The organism is Actinopolyspora mzabensis (genome assembly GCF_900101095.1).
In the GTDB taxonomy this organism is placed as follows: Bacteria; Actinomycetota; Actinomycetes; order Mycobacteriales; family Pseudonocardiaceae; genus Actinopolyspora; species Actinopolyspora mzabensis.
Genome location: NZ_FNFM01000008.1, coordinates 23,664 through 45,585, shown reverse-complemented (window position 1 = coordinate 45,585; position 21,922 = coordinate 23,664). Strand labels below are relative to the sequence as shown.

At 68.1% G+C, this 21,922-nt stretch carries 22 protein-coding genes; 8 read left to right on the top strand and 14 right to left on the bottom strand.

Annotated features, from left to right (window positions below; all coding sequences use genetic code 11):
- Positions 1-7: 7 nt before the first annotated feature.
- The 3 genes from BLR41_RS14225 to BLR41_RS14215 form a co-directional block, all read right to left on the bottom strand.
- Entirely contained in the window at positions 8-1,036 is a 1,029-nt protein-coding gene (locus tag BLR41_RS14225; protein WP_092628868.1) for a zinc-binding dehydrogenase, read from the bottom strand.
- Positions 1,037-1,198: 162 nt separating this feature from the next.
- Positions 1,199-1,414: a DUF397 domain-containing protein gene (locus BLR41_RS14220; RefSeq protein ID WP_176797988.1), complete on the bottom strand. Its 216-nt coding sequence runs from the start codon at positions 1,412-1,414 to the stop codon at positions 1,199-1,201.
- Positions 1,411-2,295: a helix-turn-helix domain-containing protein gene (locus BLR41_RS14215; protein WP_176797987.1), complete on the bottom strand. Its 885-nt coding sequence runs from the start codon at positions 2,293-2,295 to the stop codon at positions 1,411-1,413. The genes BLR41_RS14220 and BLR41_RS14215 overlap by 4 nt, the downstream gene beginning before the upstream one ends.
- A gap of 186 nt (positions 2,296-2,481) precedes the next feature.
- Here BLR41_RS14215 and BLR41_RS14210 point away from each other — a divergent pair, with 186 nt between their 5' ends.
- Positions 2,482-2,919, top strand: a complete 438-nt coding sequence (locus BLR41_RS14210) for a hypothetical protein (protein ID WP_218120147.1) — start codon at positions 2,482-2,484, stop codon at positions 2,917-2,919.
- A gap of 78 nt (positions 2,920-2,997) precedes the next feature.
- Here the strand turns inward: BLR41_RS14210 and BLR41_RS14205 are convergent, their stop codons facing one another.
- The 8 genes from BLR41_RS14205 to BLR41_RS14170 form a co-directional block, all read right to left on the bottom strand.
- A complete protein-coding gene (locus BLR41_RS14205) occupies positions 2,998-3,435 on the bottom strand; it encodes a hypothetical protein (RefSeq protein ID WP_092628865.1) in 438 nt (145 codons plus the stop codon).
- On the bottom strand, positions 3,428-6,349 hold the full coding sequence (locus BLR41_RS14200; protein ID WP_092628863.1) for an FtsK/SpoIIIE domain-containing protein: 2,922 nt from the start codon (positions 6,347-6,349) through the stop codon (positions 3,428-3,430). Before BLR41_RS14200 ends, BLR41_RS14205 begins: the two co-directional genes overlap by 8 nt.
- A 291-nt stretch (positions 6,350-6,640) precedes the next feature.
- On the bottom strand, positions 6,641-6,892 hold the full coding sequence (locus BLR41_RS14195) for a hypothetical protein (protein WP_092628862.1): 252 nt from the start codon (positions 6,890-6,892) through the stop codon (positions 6,641-6,643).
- 4 nt (positions 6,893-6,896) lie between these two features.
- Complete coding sequence (locus BLR41_RS14190; protein ID WP_092629190.1) at positions 6,897-7,157, bottom strand: hypothetical protein; 261 nt, start codon at positions 7,155-7,157, stop codon at positions 6,897-6,899.
- A 238-nt stretch (positions 7,158-7,395) separates the two neighbouring features.
- Positions 7,396-7,860, bottom strand: a complete 465-nt coding sequence (locus BLR41_RS14185; RefSeq protein ID WP_143013075.1) for a hypothetical protein — start codon at positions 7,858-7,860, stop codon at positions 7,396-7,398.
- 86 nt (positions 7,861-7,946) lie between these two features.
- On the bottom strand, positions 7,947-8,480 hold the full coding sequence (locus BLR41_RS14180; protein ID WP_092629188.1) for a PRC-barrel domain-containing protein: 534 nt from the start codon (positions 8,478-8,480) through the stop codon (positions 7,947-7,949).
- Between the two features lie 166 nt (positions 8,481-8,646).
- On the bottom strand, positions 8,647-9,450 hold the full coding sequence (locus tag BLR41_RS14175; protein WP_092628860.1) for an alpha/beta fold hydrolase: 804 nt from the start codon (positions 9,448-9,450) through the stop codon (positions 8,647-8,649).
- A 42-nt stretch (positions 9,451-9,492) separates the two neighbouring features.
- Entirely contained in the window at positions 9,493-10,254 is a 762-nt protein-coding gene (locus tag BLR41_RS14170) for a DUF4232 domain-containing protein (protein ID WP_092628859.1), read from the bottom strand.
- Between the two features lie 745 nt (positions 10,255-10,999).
- Between BLR41_RS14170 and BLR41_RS14165 the strand changes: the two genes are divergently transcribed.
- The 4 genes from BLR41_RS14165 to BLR41_RS14150 all read left to right on the top strand — a co-directional run bounded on the left by BLR41_RS14165 (position 11,000) and on the right by BLR41_RS14150 (position 15,484).
- Positions 11,000-11,923 carry a DMT family protein gene (locus BLR41_RS14165; protein WP_092628857.1) on the top strand — a complete coding sequence of 308 codons (924 nt, stop codon included), beginning with the start codon at positions 11,000-11,002 and terminating at the stop codon, positions 11,921-11,923.
- 11 nt (positions 11,924-11,934) lie between these two features.
- Complete coding sequence (locus BLR41_RS14160; protein WP_245694220.1) at positions 11,935-13,170, top strand: glycosyltransferase; 1,236 nt, start codon at positions 11,935-11,937, stop codon at positions 13,168-13,170.
- Between the two features lie 119 nt (positions 13,171-13,289).
- On the top strand, positions 13,290-14,255 hold the full coding sequence (locus tag BLR41_RS14155) for an alpha/beta fold hydrolase (RefSeq protein ID WP_092628856.1): 966 nt from the start codon (positions 13,290-13,292) through the stop codon (positions 14,253-14,255).
- A complete protein-coding gene (locus tag BLR41_RS14150) occupies positions 14,252-15,484 on the top strand; it encodes a glycosyltransferase (RefSeq protein ID WP_245694210.1) in 1,233 nt (410 codons plus the stop codon). Before BLR41_RS14155 ends, BLR41_RS14150 begins: the two co-directional genes overlap by 4 nt.
- A 96-nt stretch (positions 15,485-15,580) precedes the next feature.
- Here the strand turns inward: BLR41_RS14150 and BLR41_RS14145 are convergent, their stop codons facing one another.
- Positions 15,581-15,937 carry a peptidase inhibitor family I36 protein gene (locus BLR41_RS14145; RefSeq protein ID WP_245694208.1) on the bottom strand — a complete coding sequence of 119 codons (357 nt, stop codon included), beginning with the start codon at positions 15,935-15,937 and terminating at the stop codon, positions 15,581-15,583.
- Positions 15,938-16,243: 306 nt separating this feature from the next.
- Here BLR41_RS14145 and BLR41_RS14140 point away from each other — a divergent pair, with 306 nt between their 5' ends.
- The 3 genes from BLR41_RS14140 to BLR41_RS14130 all read left to right on the top strand — a co-directional run bounded on the left by BLR41_RS14140 (position 16,244) and on the right by BLR41_RS14130 (position 19,570).
- Positions 16,244-17,218 carry an aldo/keto reductase gene (locus BLR41_RS14140; RefSeq protein ID WP_176797986.1) on the top strand — a complete coding sequence of 325 codons (975 nt, stop codon included), beginning with the start codon at positions 16,244-16,246 and terminating at the stop codon, positions 17,216-17,218.
- A gap of 220 nt (positions 17,219-17,438) precedes the next feature.
- Positions 17,439-17,741, top strand: a complete 303-nt coding sequence (locus BLR41_RS14135) for a YrhK family protein (RefSeq protein WP_092628850.1) — start codon at positions 17,439-17,441, stop codon at positions 17,739-17,741.
- 221 nt (positions 17,742-17,962) lie between these two features.
- Positions 17,963-19,570: a long-chain fatty acid--CoA ligase gene (locus BLR41_RS14130; protein ID WP_092628849.1), complete on the top strand. Its 1,608-nt coding sequence runs from the start codon at positions 17,963-17,965 to the stop codon at positions 19,568-19,570.
- A gap of 105 nt (positions 19,571-19,675) precedes the next feature.
- Here BLR41_RS14130 and BLR41_RS14125 read toward each other — a convergent pair whose 3' ends face one another.
- Both BLR41_RS14125 and BLR41_RS14120 read right to left on the bottom strand, forming a co-directional pair.
- On the bottom strand, positions 19,676-21,163 hold the full coding sequence (locus tag BLR41_RS14125; protein ID WP_092628847.1) for a sensor histidine kinase: 1,488 nt from the start codon (positions 21,161-21,163) through the stop codon (positions 19,676-19,678).
- Positions 21,164-21,171: 8 nt separating this feature from the next.
- Entirely contained in the window at positions 21,172-21,915 is a 744-nt protein-coding gene (locus BLR41_RS14120) for a response regulator transcription factor (RefSeq protein ID WP_092628845.1), read from the bottom strand.
- Positions 21,916-21,922 lie beyond the last annotated feature (7 nt).

The window sequence follows — 21,922 nt, the reverse complement described above, 5'->3', positions numbered from 1 at the left end:
GGTCCGATCAGATGTTGACGATCATCTTTCCGGTGTTGTCCCCGCGCAGTACGCCGAGGAACGCCTCGGGGGCGTTGCGCAGCCCGTCCACGGTGGTCTCTTCGTAGTGCAGCTTGCCGTCGCGCACCAGCGGGGCGACGTGTTCGAAGAACTCCCGCTTGCGGTGACCGTGGTCGTTGACGATGAAGCCCCGCATGCTCAGCCGTTTGGTCACGAACTGGAACATGTTGCGCGGACCGGGTTGCGCCTCGGTGGCGTTGTACTGCGAGATCGCGCCGCAGGCGGCGATACGGCCGAAGTCGTTCATCGCAGCTATGGCGGCCTCCAGATGGTCGCCGCCGACGTTGTCGAAGTACACGTCGATGCCGTCCGGAGCGGCCTGGCGCAGCTGCTCGGCCACCGGGCCGTCCTTGTAGTTGAACGCCGCGTCGAAGCCCAGCTCCTCGGTGAGGTGGCGGACCTTCTCGGCCGAACCGGCACTGCCGATCACGCGCTTGGCGCCGCCGAGCTTCGCGAGCTGCCCCACCAGCGAGCCCACGGCGCCCGCCGCGCCGGAGACGAACACGGTGTCGCCCTCGCTGAACTCGGCCTTGTCCATCAGGCCCACGTAGGCCGTCAGGCCGGGCATGCCGAGCACGCTCAGGTAGGCGTTCGGCGGGGCCTCGTCGGAGACCGTCGTCGCCTGCGACTCGTCCACCAGGGCGTACTCCCGCCAGCCGAGGCTGTGCAGCACGAGCTGGCCGGCCTCGAACTTCTCCGATGCGCTGGCCACGACCTCGCCCACGGCGCCGCCGTCGAGCGGCTTGCCGACCTCGAAGGGGGCGACGTAGGACTTGGCCGCGCTCATTCGGCCCCGCATGTAGGGGTCGACGCTCATCACCTTGTTGCGCACCAGAAGCTGTCCCGACTCCGGCTGGGGGACGGGTGTTTCCGCGACCTCGAAGTTGTCGTGGGTGGGCCACCCCTGCGGGCGGGATGCCAGCCGGATTTCCACGCCCGTGGTCGGGACGGATGAGTCGGTCACGAGAACCTCCATATGCGGAACTGCTTAGTACCGTAATTTTACCCGTACTGCCGGCGTGTCGCCATGTGGCAAACGGGCTCGACCCGATCGTACCGACCGGTCGGTCTGAGGCGGATCAGTCGCTTGTTGGGTGCTCTAGGTGTCGTCAGCGGAGGTAGTGGTCTCCGCTCGGGATCAGCGGTCCAAGCGCCCGGTTCTCACGGTGTCGATGAAAGCCCGCCAGCTTCCGGTATCCAGCGCGAGGGGGCCACGCTCCCTGTCCTTGGTGTCTCGCACCAGTCGGAAGCCCTCGGGCGAGGACGCGATCTCCAGGCAGTTGCCGGTTCCGGTGCTGTAGCTGCTTTTTCGCCATTGCCGACCCGGTAATCCGGTTCGCGGGGCATTGCTCAAGACAGCTCCTCGAATACGCTGTGGACGAGATCCAGTGATTCGCGAGGTGAAAGAGCCTGACTCTGCACCGAAGACAGGGCGTGGACATAGCTACGTATCACGCCGTCGCGCTCGTGTACGGTCCAGGAAGTCACGCCATCAGCATAAACGGCCTCGGGAGTGGTCTCGTCTGGCCACTGAATGATCGCGAACGATTCACCGAGGGCAGCGTGTGCGTCCGCGGTGAACGGAACGATCTGGATGGTGACATCGTGGGTTTCGACCATTTTTTCGAGGTGGCGGAGCTGCTCCCGCATGACTGCTCGGCCGCCGATACGTTGGCGAATCGCGGCTTCCCCGACGACCGCCGTAAGACGCACCCCATCGGAAAGACGTCGTTGGCGTCGCATCCTTAGCTCCAGGTAACGATCGATGTCGGCTACCCGGATGTGCGGCGACACCGCTGTGATCACTCGTTCGGCGTATTCGCGGGTCTGCAGCAGACCCGGCACGAGGTCGCCTTCGTAGGTCCTTATCCAGGATGCGTCGGCTTCCAGTTCGATGAGTAGTTGCACGGCTTCGGAGAGGATATCTCCGTAGTCCTGCCACCAGCCCGGTTCTTCGGCTTTTCTGCGAAGTGTGTCCAACTGGGCCACGAACTCTTCGGGGATGTGCAATGCCTCGGCGGTCGCCGCTAGTACGGGTGGAGACAGTTTCGCCTTGCCCGCCTCGATCTTCGACCACGTGGCCTGGTGGATACCGACGCGATCAGCCAACTCGGTACCCGACAGGCCGTTCGAGGTCCGGTAGCTCTTCAGTCGGCTGCCGAGTCGGCGACTGCGAACCGTTGGCCGCACGTTGGCTCCTTTCGAGGTCGGTGACCAGTTCGTACTTTCACCCATCTGATGCATTCCATGCTGTGCATAATGCACGGCATTATTTTTGACATGGCTACAGTAGCTGAGGGTGAACGTTAGAGCACGAATCGCATCCAACCGAAGTTGCCCAGCCAGCCGACTCCAGTGAGGCGAGTGCCTTTGATCGGCAGTCGGAACTCCGTCGATCCCGAAGCGATATCGAAAGGTCGGATGACCATGAACCACCAGTCGATCGAAGCGAGCGGAACCCGGAACCACGCGCAGCAGGGGGCCACCGAAGACGGGAGGTCGCGGCGGCAGGAGCAGGCCGACTGGCTGGACTCGCTGATTCCCGATCCGTCGGAGGTGCCGCCGCTCTGTGACGAGCCACGATTCGCCGAGCTGCTGCGAGGCATCGTCGCGGATCACGCTCCTCACGTGTTCGTGATCGTGCAGGAATACGGCGAGCGGGTCGACGGCCGGGTGGCGGCTTGGGGAATGGCCTTCGACGAAAGAGCCGAGATAGTGACCGTCGAGGGGGACATGCGGATGAGCCTGCGAAGCCCGGAAGCGGCGTTGCCCAACTTTCGTTTCGGTACCCGCATCCGGTCGCGACTGGTGTGGTTCGACCGCGACGCGATCACCCCGGCAGCAGAGGAGTGCACCTGAACAGAGGCCACGCGCGCGAGTCGGGCGAAACAGGGGAGCGCGACCGTGTGCCGCGCGCTCCCCGAGACCGGATCGGCCCTACCTCTCCCGGCGACTTATCCAGCCGGTGGGGATCCAGTTCGGCGCGGACCAGCGCCCCTGCTCCAGCTCCTCGTAGAGGTCCAGGTAGGCCCGCTGCACGGACCTGATCGCGTCCTCCGCACCGGCGGGCTCGGCCGTGGTGTCCGGTGCGGGCAGCTGCGTCACCCGCAGCCAGCGTTCCTCCCACAGCGCCTCCATGGCGGCGTTCCACCGCAGCCGGACCCCTTCCTCGACCTCCTCCTGCTGCTGCTCGGCCTGCTCGACGAGGTCGCGCTCCCCGGCCAGTTCCCGCTCCAACCGTTCGACACGATCGCGTTCGAGCTCTTGCAGCCGCTCCGCCGAGCCGGTGGCCAGCGCGACGATCTCCTTGTAGCGCTCGGTATCCGTTCCGTGCCGCGTCTCGGGGCCCCCGGAATCGCCTGCCGTCTCAGTCATCGGTCGTCTCTTCTCCGGAGATGTTGGACGAAACCGACTCCGGCCCCCGCGGCCTGGGAAGGTTGTTCGGCTCCGCCGTGATCTCCTCCGGGGCGTCGGCGGCTCCCTCCACCGCTTCGGAGAGGTCGAACGGCAGGACCACCTCGGGATGCGAATGCACCGAACGGTCGAAGAACAGGCCCCGGTGTACCCGGGGTGACCACGTGATCAGCTGCCCGGCCGCCAGCGGCGCGAGCTCCTGGCCCTGCACGTCGAACGCCACCCAGGCCCCCACGTCGTCGGTGGGCCCCATTCCCAACGTGTTGCGCAGCCGTTGGGCGCTGCGCCACCAGCCGATGGTGTGTACCCCGCACTCCGGTCCCTGCTTGAGCGTTTTGCGCAGCTGGTCCAGTCCGCTGACCCTGGTCTCCGGGTCCTTGCGCTCCAGCATCGACTGCGCGGCGTCCACCGCGTAGCACAGCAGGTAGTGCGGCACGGTGTCCGAGCTCGCCCCGCCGGACCCGCTGCGTTCGTCGACCAGATCGGACAGTCCTCGCAGCGCCTCGCCGAGTTCGCCGGGACCGATGAAAGTGACCGTGTGTCCGGCACCCCGCAGGGTGCTCGCGACGGCCCAGGCGTCCTCGGAGGTGTCCTCGGTCAGCGTCGCGATCGTGAACTCCGCCCTGCCGGGGGAGAACTGCCGACCGAGGGAGAGCGCGCTCGTCCCCAGCACCGCCGTGGCGTCCGCGTGGGCCGAGCCCAGCACGGCCAGGTTCCTGCCGGGAGAGCGCTCGAACGACAACGCCGCGGCCGTGCCCCGCACATCGATCACCTGCCCCAGCAGCAACCTCGGGCGGCGGGTCGCAACCGGCCGCAGTTCCTCGAAGTCCGATGTGCCGAGCAGGCCGGGCAGGTGCGAACCGTCGAACAGCCGGGGCGGGAGGGCGTTGCGCCTGCCGGTCTCCCAGAGGTGCCGTTCCCAGAGCCGGTGCTGCAGCGAGTCGAACGTTTCCGAAGCGGTCGCGTCCGGCACCCGAACGACCTCGTTGCCGTGCTTCACACCGGACTCGTGGTTGACCACCGCGTGCCAGCGGGGCAGCTCCAGGGCGGTGGTGTTGTTGTCCACCAGCACCCGGCGTGCCTTCGGCAGCGCCACCCGGAGGATGAACTGCTCGAAAATGGCGGGCTTTCCCCAGAACGCCTCGATACCGGAAACGTCCTGACTGGCCAGCACCAGGTGAATACCTTGGGAGCGCCCGCGGCGCGCGACGTCCTCCAACAGCGTGGCGGCCTGGCTGGAGACCGCGTCGCGTTCGGCGAACAGGTACTGGAACTCGTCGATCACCGCCACTATGCGTGGCCATCTTCCCTTCGGGTCCCGCTGCCGCAGCTCCTCCAGCTTGGTGACTTCCTGCTCCTTGGCGGCGTCGGCCCGCCTGCGCATCTCGGTGGCGAGGAAACGCAGCAGCGCCAAGCCGAACTCGCGGTCGGTGTTGACGTTGACCCCCACCAGCCGGGCGTGCGGCAGCCAACTCGGGTCCCGGTTCCCGGGAGTGAACTGCGCGAACGACACGCCTTCCTTGAAGTCGAGCAGGTACATCTCCAGCTCGTCCGGGCTGTACCGCGCGGCCAGACTGCCGAGCACGCCGTACAGGAAGTTCGTCTTCCCCGACCCGCTCGGCCCACCGATCAGCGTGTGCGGGCTGGTGTCGCCGAGTGAGATCCGCACCGGTTCACCCTCGAAGAATCCCACCGGGGCCGACAGGCCGGTGGTGGAGTCCTGCGTCCACAGCTGTTCGGGGAGCAGGTCGTCGAAGGTGCGCACCCGGGCGCGTCTGGACTGGAACGTCTCCGAGATCGCGGAACAGGCCCTGCTCACGCGTTCCCGGGGCGGCACCTCGTCCGGGCGGATCGCCAGGTGCGGCCCGGTCATGCTGCTGCGCGCCAGATCGGGGGCGAGTAGCGTCACCGATTCCAGCGCGTTGTTGACCGTCATCGGCAGATCCACCACGATCAGCTGAATCCCGCAGGCGAGCCCGTTGCGTGCCACACGCTGCAGCTGCTGTTGCTGCTCCTCCTTGAGTGGTTCGCCGTCCCCGAAGAGCACCGCCACCCGCCAGGGCTCACCGCGATGCCCCGTCTCGGCGGCCAGTGACTTCAGCGAGGTGTGCCCACCGAGCAGCGCCGTGGTGTGGATCCGGCGGATCTGCTCGGCCAGTTCCTCCAGCAGGTCGTCCAGTCTGGTCGGGTCGTGCGCGGTGAGCAGGCCGGAGCGGGTCAGCGGGAACAGCCCGGGCAACGTGCCCGTCAGCCGTGCGGTGTCCCAGACGTGCACCCGGACCAGGCCGGGTTCGTAGTAGGACAGCATGCGCAGCAGCAGGTTCTGCACCAGCGACTCCGCGGTGTCCCTGATGGCGCTTTCCAGCGTTCCGGAGCGGCAGGTGATCCGCAGGTGCGACTCGTCGAGCAGCGGCACAGCGGCCGGGAACTCGGCGGCTTCCGGGGCGTCCGGGGCATGGGCGGTGCCGAAGCGCCACAGCGTGGGGGCGGGAATTCGGGCATCAGCCGTGCCGATGCTGCCGAGCCATTCCCGCCACGGTGCCGAGGCGGTGCCGGGGGCTGCCTCGGTGACCAGCTCGCCGAGCTGTGCCGGCCCGCGCGCGGTCCACTCGGAGAACACCTCGGTGCGTTCCTCGACCGCTTCTTCCAGCGCCCGGCGGAACTCGGGCTGCTCCGAACCCGCCAGCTCCTCCGGATCGCGCGCGGCGGCCGAAACCCCGTGCCGCGCGATGCGCAGCGCGTGTTCCCGTTTGGCGCTTTCCGCCCTGACACGCGTGAGTTCGTTGGCAGCCGCTCCGCGAGCCGTGGCGGCGGTGGCGCTCAGTCGATCGAAGGCTGCCTGAATGGCGTTGCGCCGTTCGTTGCGTTTACGCACACTCCACCTCGGTACTCGCATCACTGACCGTAAGCAAAGTACCACCGATCACACTGTTCGTTCGGCAGTGTGACCTGTTCCTCGTAGGTATGTCGGGTGAGGCCAGCTCGCTACGGGGCACGAGCCACCTCTCGTTCGGGAAGTTCCACTCGGGACGTTCGTTCGTCCTCGGCGGAACGCTCGCTCCGCATCGCAAGTGCTCTCGGAATCGGGAGCGGTACCGGACTCCCGAACCCGGCGAGTCCGCGGTCGTCGTTCGACGCACGCGGACACGCCGCAGCACGAGGTGCGCTACAAGCCGGTGCCGAACCGGCGAACGGTTTCGTTCACCTGCTCCACCGTGGACAGGGTGCGTTCGATCTGATCGTCGGCGCGGTGCATCCCCTGCGGCACCACGGTTTCCGGGTTGTCCGGATCCAGCCGTCGCAGCGCCGATTCCGCCTGGTGCAGCGCGGTACGCGAGGTCACCAGCTGTCGCTGGGCCTGTTCGAGGTGATCCGACACCGTCCGCAGTGCCTGCTGGAGCTCTTCGAGTGCCGACACGGTGTCAGAGCCGTCCCGCGTAGCTCTCGGCCGAGGTGATGCTGGCGTTGATGGTGCCCTGGATACCGTTGAGGCTCTGCGCCGCCTCGGCCAGCATTCCGTAGGCGTGCTGGATCTCCTCCTGCCCACTGCCCTGCGTCGCCGTCGCCAGCGCCTGCTGTGCCTCCTCCAGCGAGAGGGTGGCCTGTTGTAACGCGGCCACGCTTTCCGATGCCTTCTGGTTGGCGAGTGCGATCCCCGCACGAACCTCTTCCACACCTGCCATCTGTTTCGAGCCCCCTCCGGGATGGTCGTTGTCGGATGCCTCTTGCCGACCGTTCGGTCGTCCTGCCCGAGCACCGATGTCGATCACCAAGTTAGCGCTCCGTGCGCGCCCGGCCGTCCGCAGGTGGCCATCGGCGTGTCCGGGTGTGCCAGCCGCGCGAAGTGGACCGCGATTCCCCGGCAGTACCGGTTTCGACGAGCCGTACCGGGCCGATGTTCGGAATCACCCTGAGCGCCTGTCACCCTGAGCGCCTGTTGCCCTGGCGCAGGGTCCGGTCGGCGGTGTCCGGTGCGCCGGTGCCGGCGTTCGGGGCAGTGGAATCGAGCTGCCAGGCCTCCAGCAGCAGGCGTTCACCCCCGGGTACCAGTTCGCCGACCAGTTCCGGAGCGTCCACGACCGTCCACGCGCTCGGCGGTTCGCAGGAGACCCGACTACCGGTGAATCCACTGCCGAGCGTGTGCAGCGTGCTCCGCACCGCCCGTGCCAGGGTCGCCGCGGGGTTACCAGTACTCGGATCGGCCGTTCTCCGGCTGATCGTCACCGAACGGCAGCCCGGCTCCTCGTCGGAGCAGTCGGTCGTTCGGACCACGTGGCCGTCGAGGAGCTCGACCACGCCGGCGCAGGCATCACGAGCCGTCGTCTCGTCCTCGGCGGCCACCACCACGGTGATCAGCAGTTCCATGCCGGACTCATAAGCGGTCACGCCCGACATTGTCCCGCTTCCCACCACGGGGCTGTCGATCGTCCGATGGGCTGGGCGGCACCGGTGAATCGGCCGGAAGGACCGGTTCAATCGGCCTTGCGGTGCTTGCCGCCCGTGCCGTCCTCGGGACGGGGAATCAGATGTCCCGGTCGTGGTTCCGAGTCCGGGCGGTGGTGTCTGCCGAAGTCCGAGGTGGTCATCGCCTCGGCCGGTACCGCGCGGGGGCCGGAGTGGGGCTCGCGTTGCTCCGGTGTCGGTGCGGCCGTGGGGTGTGCCGAGGAACCACGTGGTTCCGGAACGCTCGCCCCGGTGAGTTCGTAGTGCTCGCGAAGCCGTCTGCCGTCCTCGTCCGACAGGTGGCCGTGTTCCGCCTCCACGTGCGGAGCCGTACGCACCTGCTCCCGGGAGACATCGACGTTGAGCGATCCCCGCTCGGCGGCGGCATCACCGAGCGGTACGAAGCTTTCCCGTACTCCCAGTGGTCCGGAACGCACCGTGATCCATTCCGGCCGGTGCGTCGCGTCGTCCACGTAGATGTTGCCTACACGTCCGATACGCGATCCGTCCCGGTCGTAGACTTCGTTTCCGATCAGATCCTGCGCGGCTGGCACGTCGTTCATTGACTCCGCCTCGATCGTGCGGTCGGGTACCGAGTCGTGGTTCGAAAGCGGCGATGCGCTCCGAAAACTCACGCTGCCTGGTCCGGACCCCACCCGCAACCCGTTCGAGGGCGTCCTTCACGCTTCCGAGTGACTATTCGGCAGAAGATCCACCCGTGCGGTGGAATCAGGTATTTAGCTCTCTTCCGATGAAGGTCACCACATCGTGTAGTACTTCCTCGGTGTTGGTCTCGTGGAACAGATCGTGCCGGGCACCCGCGTAACCGTGTTCGTGGAACTCCGGGCCGCGTAGCTGTTCCATGCCCTCCCGGCTGTCGGCCTCCGGAACCAGCTCGTCCTCCTCGCCGTGCAGCCACAGCGTTGGCACGGCCAGGCTGGGGCCGCTCCGAATCGTTCGCAGTATCTTCGCCACGGCCGTCAGCGTGTGCCGCGGAAACGGGCCATGGTAGACCAGCGGATCCGCGAGGTATTCCCGGCCGACCTCCGGGTCCCGCGACAGGCTCGCCGGATCGATCGGGGTACGCGGGATGTGCTCGTCCGCCAGCAGGTCCAGCGCGTTGTAGGTCCCCAGGATCGGGGCCGACAGCACCAGCGCCACCAAGTGCTGCTGGTACGACTGGGCGTGCCGCACCGCGACCGTTCCCCCGAGCCCGTGCCCGATGGAGACCACGGGCAGTCCCGGGTACCACTCGGTCGCTCGGAGCCGGAGCGTCTCCAGATCGGCCACGAGGCGTTCCACGTCCTCCACCACCCCGGCCGCGCCCTCCGAATCGCCGTGACCGGCCATGTCGGCGGCACACACCACGGCCCGCGAAGCGGCCAACTTCTCGGCCAGCCGGCGGTAACGTCCGGCGTGCTCGGCATAGGCGTGCGAGAACAGCGCTATCCAACCCGGTTTGTTGCCCACCCAGCTGTGCACGGCCAACCGGCCCTCGTTGCCCGAGAGTGCCCACCGCTTCGACTCGATCATACGATCAACCCCAGCACACGTTCCGGCAGTAACCAACTCCACTCAGTGAAACGCCGTGGCGCTGACGTGCCCGTTACCGCAGACGCGGCCGTAGTCCCACCGCAAGTGGAACATCTCGGTCTCGTCGGGAGGCGTCACCCGCAGCACCGAGGGCAGTGGCTCGCAATCGCCGCTCCCGGCGCCGCTGCCACTGGGAACGACTCCCCAGTGCAACGTCGTCGAGGTGGTCTCGCCGGGCGCGAGCCGCACGTTCGACGGTTCTGGAGCCGCGGACCACTCCACGTCGGTGGGCAGCGCCGCTCCGTTGGAGCCGGTGAACTCCAGGCCGGGATAGCCGTACACGACGCAGGTCCTACCGGTGGTGTTGCGCAGCTTCAGCTCCGCGTAACGCTGCCCCGCTCCCGGATGACCGCCCTCCAACGAGGCCGCCATCATCGAAGTGTGGCAGCGCGAGGTCCCGGAACCCTGCTCCGTGGAGGTGTCCTCGGCCCGTGCCTTGTCCGCGTTCCCGTCTCCCGTTCCAGTGCCGGTCGAGGTGCTCGCTTCCCGGTGATCCGCCGGAGCCGCCGGGTTCCCCGAGTCCTCGCCGTTCTCCGAGCCCTCGCCCCCGGAGCCCGTCGCCTCGTTCGTCGGTGTCGTGGTACCCGAACTCGACTGCTGCTCGAGCGCGTTGCCCGCCGAGTCCGCCACCCCGTTAGTACTCGCCGGTTGCTGTCCGCATCCTCCGAGTAGCGCGCCCGCGAGCAGAGTGGTCGAAACGGCCAGCACGCGAGTACCGAGTTTGTTCGATCGGTGCGGGACCATTAAGGTCACCTCCCGTTCCCACCGGGTAGCGGTGGGATCGTCGTTGCCCGGTTCTTGTTGTCCCGTAAGACGTGTCGGTCGCGGCGGGGTTGCTTCCGTATGCCCGGATCGGGCGAGATCACGCCGTATTTCCGCTGTACTTGACCTGCTGCGAAACCCCTTCGGTTCGTCGTGGTGGGTGGAAGCTCCGGCCCGTAGAACCTCACGTCCGGTCGTCGGGCGACAGCGCCCAGTGTCCCCTGGTTACCCGTTCGTGTGGGGTCACTCACTGCACAACGGGAAAAGTCGATCTCATCGAGTGGTCGAGCCGCCCACGTTCCGGCCGTCGATGCGCTGGTGTGCGGTCCGATCCGGTTCGCCGGGGCGAACATCGTCGATTCGTCGAAGCGGCCCGGCATCCCACCGGGTGTGTTCTACAGTCGTGCGCGGGGAGGTCCGAGTCGCGCCGCGGTCGGCTCCGCGGTGATGCGGTCGCGCCGGACGGTGGGTTGCTTCCCTCGGCGGGCGAGCGCATGGGCCGGTCGTGGTATCCGCCCGACCGTGTCGGGGCTACATGCGGGAGAGTCGGGGGAGAACCCCGATGCCGGTGAGGCCCCGGTGGGCGAGATTGGTCTCGATACAGTTCCGGAGGAGCCACATGGGAGGTTCGAGGCACATCCGTTACCCGAAACGATCCCGGACACTCGAAACGAGACTGCGACATCGGCGCGATGAACGGCGGTCTCATGAGCGGACGTGATCCGGCATGACCACGATCGCGGTGTTACTCGCGGCGGTGGCGGCTCTCGGCAACGCCTTCGGTGCCCACCTGCAACACGGTGCGGTACATGCCACGATCTCCGATCGCAAACTGGGGGTTCGCAGCCAGCTGCGGCTGGTGGGAAACAGTCGTTGGCTGTTGGGACTGATCTGTCTGGGCGGCGGAACGGTGCTGCACGCCCTGTCACTGGGTTTGGCGCCGCTGACCGTCGTGCAGCCGCTCGGAGTGCTGGCGCTGCCGCTGACCGTGCTGCTGAACTCCCGCGACTCGGGACTCGGCCTGGACAAGCTGCCGCGCTCCTCGGTGCTGGCCGCGCTGGCCATAACAGCCGGGGTGTCCGCGTTCGTCTTCCTCGCGGTACGCAGCGCCACCCCCACATCCGTGAGTCCCCAGGCAGCGGGAACGGCGATCGAGCTGGTGACAGTGGCCGTGCTCGCGATCGGGCTGATCGGGCTGTTGAGCAGCGGCTCGATGCGTTGCATCGCTTACGCGTCCGGCTGCGCCGTCGCCTACGGCCTGGTCTCGCTACTGCTGCGGGCGGTTTCCCAGCAGGTCACCTCGGGCCAGCTCGCCGACATCGAGTTGTGGTTGCTGCTCGGTATGGGGGTCTCGGTGCTGATAGGTGGGTGGCTGTTGCAGCACGCTTATGCCAGTGGTCCACCGGATCTGGTCGTCGCCTGCCTCACGGTGATAGATCCGCTGGTCGCGGTCGGACTGGGAATCGGTTTGCTGGGGGAGGCCGACGCCGTCGGCCCCTGGACCGCCGTTGCCGAGGGGGTGTGCGCCGCCGTGGCCTGCGCCGGTGTCTTCGCGTTGGCGCGCTACCACCCGGACAACCGCGGCAGCGGCGCACATACCGTGGCCCCCGACGGCAGTGACCGACGGGTAACCTCGGTCGATAGTTCGTAACGGGAGTAGCAGTGACTTCGCAACCCAGTGGGCGGCCGCTGCGGATCGTGCTCGGAGCAGTCATGTATCCGCCCGATGTCAACGGTGCCGCCAGTTTCGCCCACCGCCTGGCCACGGGACTGGCCGCACGTGGCCACGAGGTCCACGTGATCTGCCACGCCCCGGACCGTCGCTCGTACACCGCGGCAGAGGACGGCGTCACCGTCCACCGGGTCGCTTCCTACGGCACGCCGGCACACCCGACGACACGGGTCTGTCCGCCCTGGCGAGCCTCCACCGAGGCCAAACGCCTGCTGCACGAGATCCGGCCGGACGTGGTGCACGTCCAGTCGCACTTCTTCATCGGCCGCGGCCTGATCAACACCGCCCGCCGCATGCGGATTCCCCTGGTGGCGACCAATCACTTCATGCCGGAGAACATCTTCGGTTATCTGCCGCTGCCCCGCTTCCTGCAGTCCACGGCCGCCGCCGTGCTGTGGTGCAACCTGGTCAGGCACTACAGCAAGGCCGCCACCGTGACAGCGCCGACCCCCCGCGCCGTACGGCTGCTGCGAGAGCACGGTTTCGACAAGCGGGCGCTGCCGATCTCGTGCGGCATCGACATCGACCGCTATCGCAGTGCCGCGGCCGAGTACCGGGAACAGCACCCCGACCCGGCCGTGCGCACCGTGCTCTTCGTCGGCAGGCTCGACGAGGAGAAGCACATCGACGACCTGCTGCGGGCCATGTCCCTGCTGCACACCGACGCCCCGACCCGCTTGGAGATCATCGGTGACGGCAGTAGGCGTGAGTCGCTCGAACAGCTCGCGGCGGAGCTCGGTATCGCCGACCGGGTGTGCTTCGCCGGGCTGGTCGACGAGGAGGAGCTGCTCGCCGCCTACGCGCGCGCCGACGTGTTCTGCATGCCGAGCATCGCCGAACTGCAGAGCCTGGCGACGATGGAGGCGATGTCCGCCCGAACCGCCGTGGTGCTGGCGAACGCGATGGCCCTGCCGCACCTGGTGCGGCCGGGACGCAACGGCTGGCTCTACCCGCCGCGCGACGTGCACGCCCTCGCGAAGGCCATCGACGAGGTCGTCACCGAACGCACCACCATCGACAGCATGGGGGCCTTCAGCCAGCACATCATCTCCGAGGCCCACGACATCGAAGCCGTGCTCAGCCGGTTCGAATCGGTCTACCACCACCTGATCGACCCGGTGCACACCGACGATCCGGCCGAGATCCACACCGAGCTGGCGGGCTGAGCAGTTACTCCACTGTCGAGCGTTCCGTCACGAGTGCCGTCACCGCGACCGGGCAGCGGGACGCCCCGGACGTCCCGCCCGAGCCACTAGGGATGATCCGAAGGGATTCCGAGCCGCCGATGTCAGCAGTCGATCACGAACAGCTCCCGGTCACCTCCCTACGTGGCCGCAGAAGCCGCGAGCGGCTGGACGTCAGCGGCAGCACGCTGCACTACTGGCGATACGTCCCGGCCGTGCCCGAACCCCCTGAGATCGGGAGTCCCGAGGCCGATGGCCCGTCCGGCGGGAGCCCGGGGCGCTCACGTCCTCCCATGCTGCTGCTGCACGGGTTGCGCGGCACCCATCACGGGCTGGAACCGCTGGCGGCGGCGTTGCCGGAGCGGGAACTCCTCATCCCCGACCTGCCGGGCTTCGGCGACTCGGGGCCGATGAGCACGCGACGGCACGACGCCGCCGGATACGCCCGAGCCGTGGTCGAGCTGCTGCGAAAACTCGATCACCGCGGAGAACGGGTCGATCTGCTCGGGCACTCCTTCGGGTCCGTGGTGGCCGCCGCCGTGGCGGCAGGCTCACCGGAGCTGGTACGCGGACTGGTGCTGCTCAATCCCATATCCACCCCCGCCTCGCAGGGCCCCGCGGCGCTGCTCGCCCGGTTGACCTCGCTCTACTACCGGCTCGGCGAGCTGTTGCCCGTGCGGTTGGGCAGAGCACTGCTCTCGAACAGGTGGATCGTGCTGGGGGCCAGTCACGCGATGCTGCGCACTCGGGACCCGAGGGTGCGGCGCTTCGCGCACGAGAGCCACCTGCGGCATTTCAGCCGGTTCCACAGCCCCGCGCTGCTCGCCGAGACATATCGTTCCTCGGTCTCCGAGACCGTGGCGGACCACGCCACCGAACTGACCACCCGCACGCTGCTGATAGCGGGGGAGACCGACGAGATAGCGCCGCTCGCCGGGCAGCGGCGGATGCGTGATTCGCTCGTGGACGCCGAGTTGGAGGTCATCGAGGAGGTGGGGCATCTGGTGCACTACGAAGCCCCCCGGCACGCGGCCCGTTCGATCCGACGCTTCCTCGATGCCGTATGACCCCGGGCCGTATGACCCCGGGCCCGGATCCCGAGTCCGAGCCCCACACCGGTGGGGAGTACGGCGCCGCGCCGAAGCGGGTGTTCGTCGACGCCCGCTGGACACGAACCGACTTCCCGGACGGCATCAGCCGCTACGGGGCGGGGATCATCGAAGCGCTGCACCGCCTCCGTCCGGTCACCATGCTGATTCACGACAGGCGTCAGCTGCGGCTGTTGCCGGAGGGCGTCCCCTACCGGTTGATCAACAGCCCGTTCTCCCCCCGAGAACTCCTGCTCTCGCGCACCCTGCGACGACTGGGTGCCGAAGTGGTGTTCAGCCCGCTCCAGGTGATCGGTGGATTCCGGCGCCGCTACGTCCTCGTGCTCACGCTGCACGACCTGATCTACTACCGCGATCCCCGTCCGCCCGGTTTCCTGCCGTTGCCGGTTCGGGTCGTTTGGTGGCTGTTCCACCACGCGTGGTGGCCGCAGCGGCTGCTGCTCAATCGGGCCGACGCGGTGGTGACCGTCAGTGATACGACCAAGCGGTTGATCGCCCGCCACCGGCTGACCGTCCGGTCGGTGACGGTGGTACCCAATGCGCCGGGGGACGCCCCCGTATCGGTCGTCCGGACGGACACGGCCACCGGGCTCACCGAGTCGTCCGCCGTGGAGCCGGGGGAAGCCGTGGTGGACGAGCCCGAGCCGGGCGCGGGCGCTCCCCGCCGGGAACTGCTCTACATGGGGTCGTTCATGCCCTACAAGAACGTGGAGACCCTGCTCGCGGGAATGGCCCGCTTGCCCGGTTATCGACTGCACCTGCTCAGCCGGATACCGCCCGGTCGGGAACGTGAGCTGCGCCGGATCGTCCCCTCGGATGCCGAGGTGGTTTTCCACAACGGCATCGAGGAGTCCGCGTACCGACTGCTGTTGCGCCGTGCCGCAGCGCTGGTCACCGCCTCGCGGGACGAGGGATTCGGGCTGCCGGTCATCGAGGCGATGAACGCCGAAACTCCGGTGGTGTGCAGCGACATTCCCATCTTCCGCGAGGTCAGTGGTGGTAACGCGTGGTTTTTCGACCCCGATTCGGCCGCGGACTTCGCCACGGCGGTGCGTCGTACCGAGAACGTCGAACCACGCGGTTCCGTGGTCGCGGCGGCGCGTGCGCACGCGGCCGGATTCACCTGGGAGGCCTCCGCCCGGCGACTGTCCGAACTGATTTCCCGACTGGAGCATCGCTCCGCCTGATTCGATCCGCCCCCCGATGTCGGGCCTTCCCGCGGCGAGAGCCGGTGGGAGGGTCCGCCAACCGAGCACCCCGCCGATCCGAGCGGAAAACTTCGATCAGTGCGTCCAGACCTTGATCGCCCGCACCACGTACGGGGCGCGAGGTACGAAACTTCCGCCGGGATAGGTGCTGAAGTCCGCGCTGGTGGCGCATCGCGCGTCCTGGTAGACCGTGACAGGTCTGTCCATTCGATTGGCGAAGGAACGTGCCTCGATGTTTCCGTGCAGCCGCACGCATTCCTCCATGTTCGTGCTGCGCAGGTCGAAGGAGTGGTCATTGCCCGCGTAGTCGGTTTCCGGCCAGGCGCAGAACACTCCGACGTCGCAGGGCCGGTCGGTGTCGGGCACCGCGCCCGCCGCGAGTGGTTGGACCGATCCGCCCAGCAGCAGAGCCGCCAGGAGCGAGAACAGCACTCCTCGCACTCGCGGAGCGAGTGGGGCTCGGCGACTGCCGCGCGAGCACGCGTGGTGCGGGGACGTGCCGCCGTGGGGAATGAGCATGCAGCATCACCTTTCGTTCCGTGTGAGGGAGGGGATGTGGTCCCGAGCGGGACACCTGTGATCAACATGCTCAACCCGTGCGCGCACTCGCCAGTGAATCGGCCGGATTCACCCCGGAAGTGTGGTTTTTCGGTTTCGTCGCCGGTGCGCGCAGTCCGGGCGGCGGGCTGGGGCGCGGCCTGGGTGGCGTGTTTCCGAAGTTTTCGATCTCATGGAAGTATGCAGCAGACCGTGTTGGGCAAGACGGGTATGACGGTGTCGCGAATCGCTTTCGGCACCTGGCAATTGGGTGGTGAGTGGGGCTCGTTCGACGAGGAACAGGCCATCGCTGCCATTCGGCACGCGCGGGAACTCGGTGTCAATTTCTTCGACACCGCCCAGGCATACGGTTTCGGCAAGTCAGAAGAGGTCTTGGGGCGGGCGTTGCGCTCCGAACTGGACCGGGACCGTGAGAGTCTCGTCATCGCGACCAAGGGCGGTATCAACCCGGGCGGAGAACGTCCCAGGGACGCCCGGCGCGCGTCACTGCGACAGGGCGTCACCGAGAGCCTGCGTGCGCTCGACATCGACCACATCGATCTTTACCAGGTGCACTGGCCCGACGAGCAGACTCCGGCCGAGGAGACCGCGGCCGCGCTGCAGGAGCTCGTCGACGAGGGCAAGATCCGGCACGTGGGTGTGTCCAACTACGACGCCGCCCAGCTGGCCGACTTCGACCGCACCCGACCCGTGGAGACGCTGCAGCCGCCCTACCACCTGTTCCGGCGTGGTATCGAACGGGAGACGTTGCCCTACGCGCGGCAGCACGACATCGGAGTGCTCGTCTACAGCCCACTCGCGAGTGGACTGCTGACCGGCGGGCTGAGCCAGAACACCACCTTCGAGGCCGACGACTGGCGCTCGCAGTCCTCCGCCTTCAAGGGGGAGACGTTCCGGCGCAACCTGGAGGTGGTCGACCAGCTCACTCGGTTCGCCGCCGACAAGGGTGCCGACGTCAGCCAGCTCGCGATCGCATGGGTGCTCGCGCAGGAGGGGGTGCACGTCGCCATCGTCGGGGCGCGGAGCTCCCGCAACATCGAGAAGAGCCTCGCCGCCGCGGAGCTGCGGCTCGACGCCGACGATCTGGCCGAGATCGAACGCATCACCGCCTCGGGGGTCTCCATCGAGGGAGCCAGCCCGGAGGGCGTGGCCTGACCGGCCGATGAAGACGTGCGGCCACCGCCTCCTCGCCACGGGGGCGGTGCCCCGGAGTTCCGAAAGCGCCCCTTCCGGAACCGGCACAATGGTGGACGGTCGCCACGGGGCCCCGGCGGGGCGACTCCGAGTCGTCCGCCGCCGCGGCAGCGGTTCCTTCCCGAAGCGGACCCGAGCGGGGGTGCGAGCGCAACCGAGATCCGGATGGGACGCTGAAGCAATGCACGAGTCCGATCCCCACTCGTCCACGCCGCTGGTACTGCGGATCGGTCACGAAGAGCTGCTGATCCGCAAGCGCTACGAAGTGATCAGCATCGCCAACGACATCCTCGTCGCGCTGTGGTTCATGGTGGGCAGCATCCTCTTCTTCTGGGAGGCCACCACCACCGAGGGGACCTGGCTGTTCCTGATCGGCAGCATCGAGCTCGCCATCCGTCCCGCCATCCGGCTCAGCAGACGGGTGCACCTGCACCGGCTGCACGGGCCCTCCCGGCACGACAACGACTCCGAGCAGGACTTCTGATCCCGCGCGCGGCGATTTCGCGAGAAATCGACAGCCGGGCCCGCAGCGCGATGATCGTGCCCGTCGCGCAACGATCCGCGAACATCACGGCGCGCTGACCTGGTGCCAATACCCCCGAATGGGTGATACATACTACTGTGTCACCAGTCACGCCGACCGGGGCTCGGTCCGTACCGGCTCTCCCGGGGCGCTCGCACCCCACCAGAACGAAAGAGCCCGATATGCAGGCACTGATGCAGGACCGTCCGCTGACCCTCCCGCACATCTTCCACCGGGCGGAGCGGCAGTTCCAGGACAAGCGAATCGTCACCACCACGCTGCGCGGTGAAGTCGAAAGTACCTACGCGGAATGGGCCTCGCGCGTCCGACGGCTGGCCACCGTGCTCGACCAACTCGGGGTCCCGGAAGGGGCCAGGGTGGCCACGTTCGGCTGGAACACCCAGCGTCACCTCGAACTCTACTTCGGTGTGCCGTGCACCGGACGCGTGCTGCACACCCTCAACATCAGGCTGTTCGCCGAGCAGGTCGCCTACATCGCCGAGCACGCCGCCGACGACGTGGTGTTCGTGGATCGTTCGCTGCTTCCGATGTTGTGGCCGATGGCCGACCAGCTGGCCACCGTGCGGTACTTCGTGGTCCTCGACGACGGCGCCGACTCCGAGCTCCCGGACGATCCCCGCATCAGGGACTACGAAGAGCTGCTCGCCGCCGCCGAGCCGTTCCGCGGTCGCTTCGAGGTCGCCGACGAGAACTCGGCCGCCGCGATGTGCTACACCTCCGGAACCACCGGCCAGCCCAAGGGCGTGGTCTACTCGCACCGCTCCACCGTGCTGCACTCCCTGGTCAGCCTGACAGTCGACGCGGTGGGGCTCAGCGAACGGGACACCATACTTCCCGTGGTGCCGATGTTCCACGTCAACGCCTGGGGGCTGCCATACGCCGCGATCTTCGCGGGTGCCTCGATCGTGTTCCCCGGCCCGGCGATGAAGCCCGAGGCGCTCGTGAGCATGCTGGAGCGCCACCGCGTCACCACCACCGCGGGCGTGCCCACCATCTGGATGGGGATGCTGCCGTTGCTGGGCGATCACGACCTGTCCAGTCTGCGAGTGGTCGTCGGCGGGGGCTCGGCCATTCCCACGGCCCTGTCGGAGGGGTGGCGCGAGGCGATCGGCGTCCCGATCACCCAGGCGTGGGGCATGACCGAGACCAGTCCGCTGGCCTCGGTGGCCAGCCCCCGCAGCCATCACGACGGGTTGAACGCCGAGCAGCTGATCGAGGTGCGCGCCACGCAGGGCCAGGCCGTTCCACTGGTGGACCTGCGCATCGTGGACATGGACACCGGGCGGGAACAGCCGTGGGACGGTGCCTCGCCCGGTGAGCTGCAGGCGGCCGGGCCCTGGATCGCCTCGTCCTACTACGGCGACGAGGGGCGGGACGCGTTCACCTCCGACGGGTGGCTGCGCACCGGCGATGTGGCGACGATGGACGAGCACGGTTTCGTTCGGCTCGTGGACCGCACCAAGGACCTGGTCAAGTCCGGCGGCGAGTGGATCTCCTCGGTCGAGCTGGAGAACCACATCATGGCCCACGAGGACGTGGTCGAGGCCGCGGTGATCGCCAAGCCGGATCCGAAGTGGACCGAGCGCCCGGTGGCCTGCGTGGTCACGGAGGAGGGAAAGCAGCTCACCTCCGAACAGGTGTTCGACCACCTGCGGCAGCGGGTGGCGAAATGGTGGCTGCCGGACGAGGTGTGGTTCGTCGACGAGCTGCCCAAGACCAGCACCGGCAAGTTCTCAAAGAAGACGCTCCGCGAACAGCTGCTCGGCTGAGCGGTCCCCGGCCGGTTCGTCCGGGAACTCGGCCACGGCCCCGAGTTGGCCGTGGCCGAGCCCGACTCCCGCGGCAGCCCGCTCGGGAGTCGGCGCACGAGCGGGTCAGTCCGCCTCGGGCAGCACCAGCCGGAAGGTGGCTCCCCGCCCGGGGTGGGTGTCCAGCTCGATCCGACCGCCGTGGTTGCCCGCTATGGCCGCGGCTATCGCCAGGCCCAGCCCGCTCCCGCCGTGTTCCCTGGTGCGGGCCGCGTCGGCCCGGTAGAACCGGTCGAACACCTGACCCGCCTGTTCGGAGGTCAGCCCCGGTCCCGAGTCGGTGACGTCCACGATCGCGCTCGGCGTGCCCGTCGCCAGCTCCGGCCCGGATGCCCACCGCTCCGGCCCGTTCAGTCCGCCGGTCGCGCTGCTTGCCGGGGACGTGCCCACCCGCACCCGGATGTCGGTGTCCGGTGGGGTGTGCGACAGCGCGTTCGAGACCAGATTGCCCACGACCTGACGCAGCCGGTGGGAGTCCCCGATCACCCGCACGGACTCCAGTTCCGTGGCGTCCGGGCGCAGCGGATCCAGCCGCACCCGTGAGGAGGACCCCCGGTGCGCGGTGCCGCTGATGGCGTCGGCGGTCACCGAGAGCAGGTCCACCTCCTCCCGGTGGTAGACCGGCTCCTGGTCCAGTTTCGCCAGCAGCAGCAGGTCCTCCACCAGCAGACTCATGCGCTCCGCGTTCTGCTCGATCATCCGATGCGCCTCGTGCCGTTGTTCGACGGGCAGGCTCTCGTGCTTGAGCACCAGTTCCGCGAAGCCGCGCATCGAGGTGAGCGGTGTGCGCAGTTCGTGTCCCGCGTCGGCGACGAACCGCCGCAGCCTCGCCTCGGAGGACTCGCGTTCCCGCAGTGCGGCCCGCAGTCGTTCGATCATGGTGTTGAGCACCCGACCGAGCCTGCCGATCTCGGTGTGCGGATCGGTCTCGCGCAGGCGCAGATCCAGGTTCCCCTCGGCGATCGCGCCCGCCGTTCGTTCCATCCTGGTCAACGGCAGCAGCCCGAGGCGCACTACCCACCGGCCGACCGCGATCAGCCCCACCACGGTGGCCAGCAGCAGCGCCGAGTTCAGCCAGAGCAGTTTCGACACGGCCCCTTGCAGCGTGTCCAGCGGCAGCGCGACCACCGCCGACCCCTCCCCGGGGATGTCCTGCCGCAGTACTCGCCAGCTGCCGCCGCCGGATCTTGCGGGCACGGTGGTCGGTTCCCGGTACTCGGAGATGCTTCCGCCCGGCCGCAGTTCCGGACCGTTCTCGGGTCCGCTGCCCAGCGACTTACGCAACTCGCCGCTCGGGGTGTAGAAGTACACCCGGAAATCGGAGGGCAGTCGCCGCTCTCCGTCGGGTTCGCCCGGTACCGGACCTCCTATCACCTCCGGCCGGGGCGGCCGGAAGTCCTCCAGCTGTTCGTCGACTCTGCCCAGCAGCCACGAGCGCAGCACCACCACGCCGATCACCTGCGAGGCCAGCACGGCGATCGTGGCGAGCAGGGTCGCGCCGATCAGCAGTCTGCGCCGCAACGAACGGGCACGCAGCCAGCCCGGAACTGTCATCCCGCGGGTCACGACGGCGCCGTCCCGGTGTGCTCCCGCGGCAGCCGGAGGCAGTAGCCGACGCCGCGCACGGTGTGTATCAGCGGCGGCTCGAACCGGTCGATCTTGCGCCGCAGGTACCGCACGTAGGTCTCCACGATCCTGCCGTCACCGGCGAAGTCGTAGTTCCACACCTGATCGAGGATCTGGGGCTTGCTCACCACCCGCGTCGCGTTCGTCATCAGGTACGACAGCAGGTTGAACTCGGTGGGCGAGAGCTGGATGTACTCGCCAGCCCGGTGAACCTCGTGCGCCGCCTGGTCCAGTTCCAGATCGGCGTAGCGCAGGGTGTCGGAGTCAGCCGCACCAGCGCCGCCCGCCTCGTGGCCGGTGCGCCGGAGGATCGCCCGGACGCGCAGCAACACCTCGTCCAGGCTGAACGGTTTGGTGACGTAGTCGTCGCCACCGGCCGACAATCCCTCGATGCGGTCGTCGACCTCGGTGCGTGCGGTGAGGAACAACACGGGCGTCGCCACCCCGGCGGCCCGCAACCCGCGGGTCACCGCGAATCCGTCCAGATCGGGCAGCATCACATCGAGCACCACCAGATCGGGGCGGAAACGTTGCGCTTCCACGAGTGCCTGCCGCCCGGTCTCGGCGACTCCGACGGTGTACCCCGCGAGCCGCAGCGTCGACTCCAACAGAATGCGGATGCTCGATTCGTCCTCGACGACCAGGATCCGCCGTTCGACGGCCGCTTCGGATTCGCCCATGCTGTTC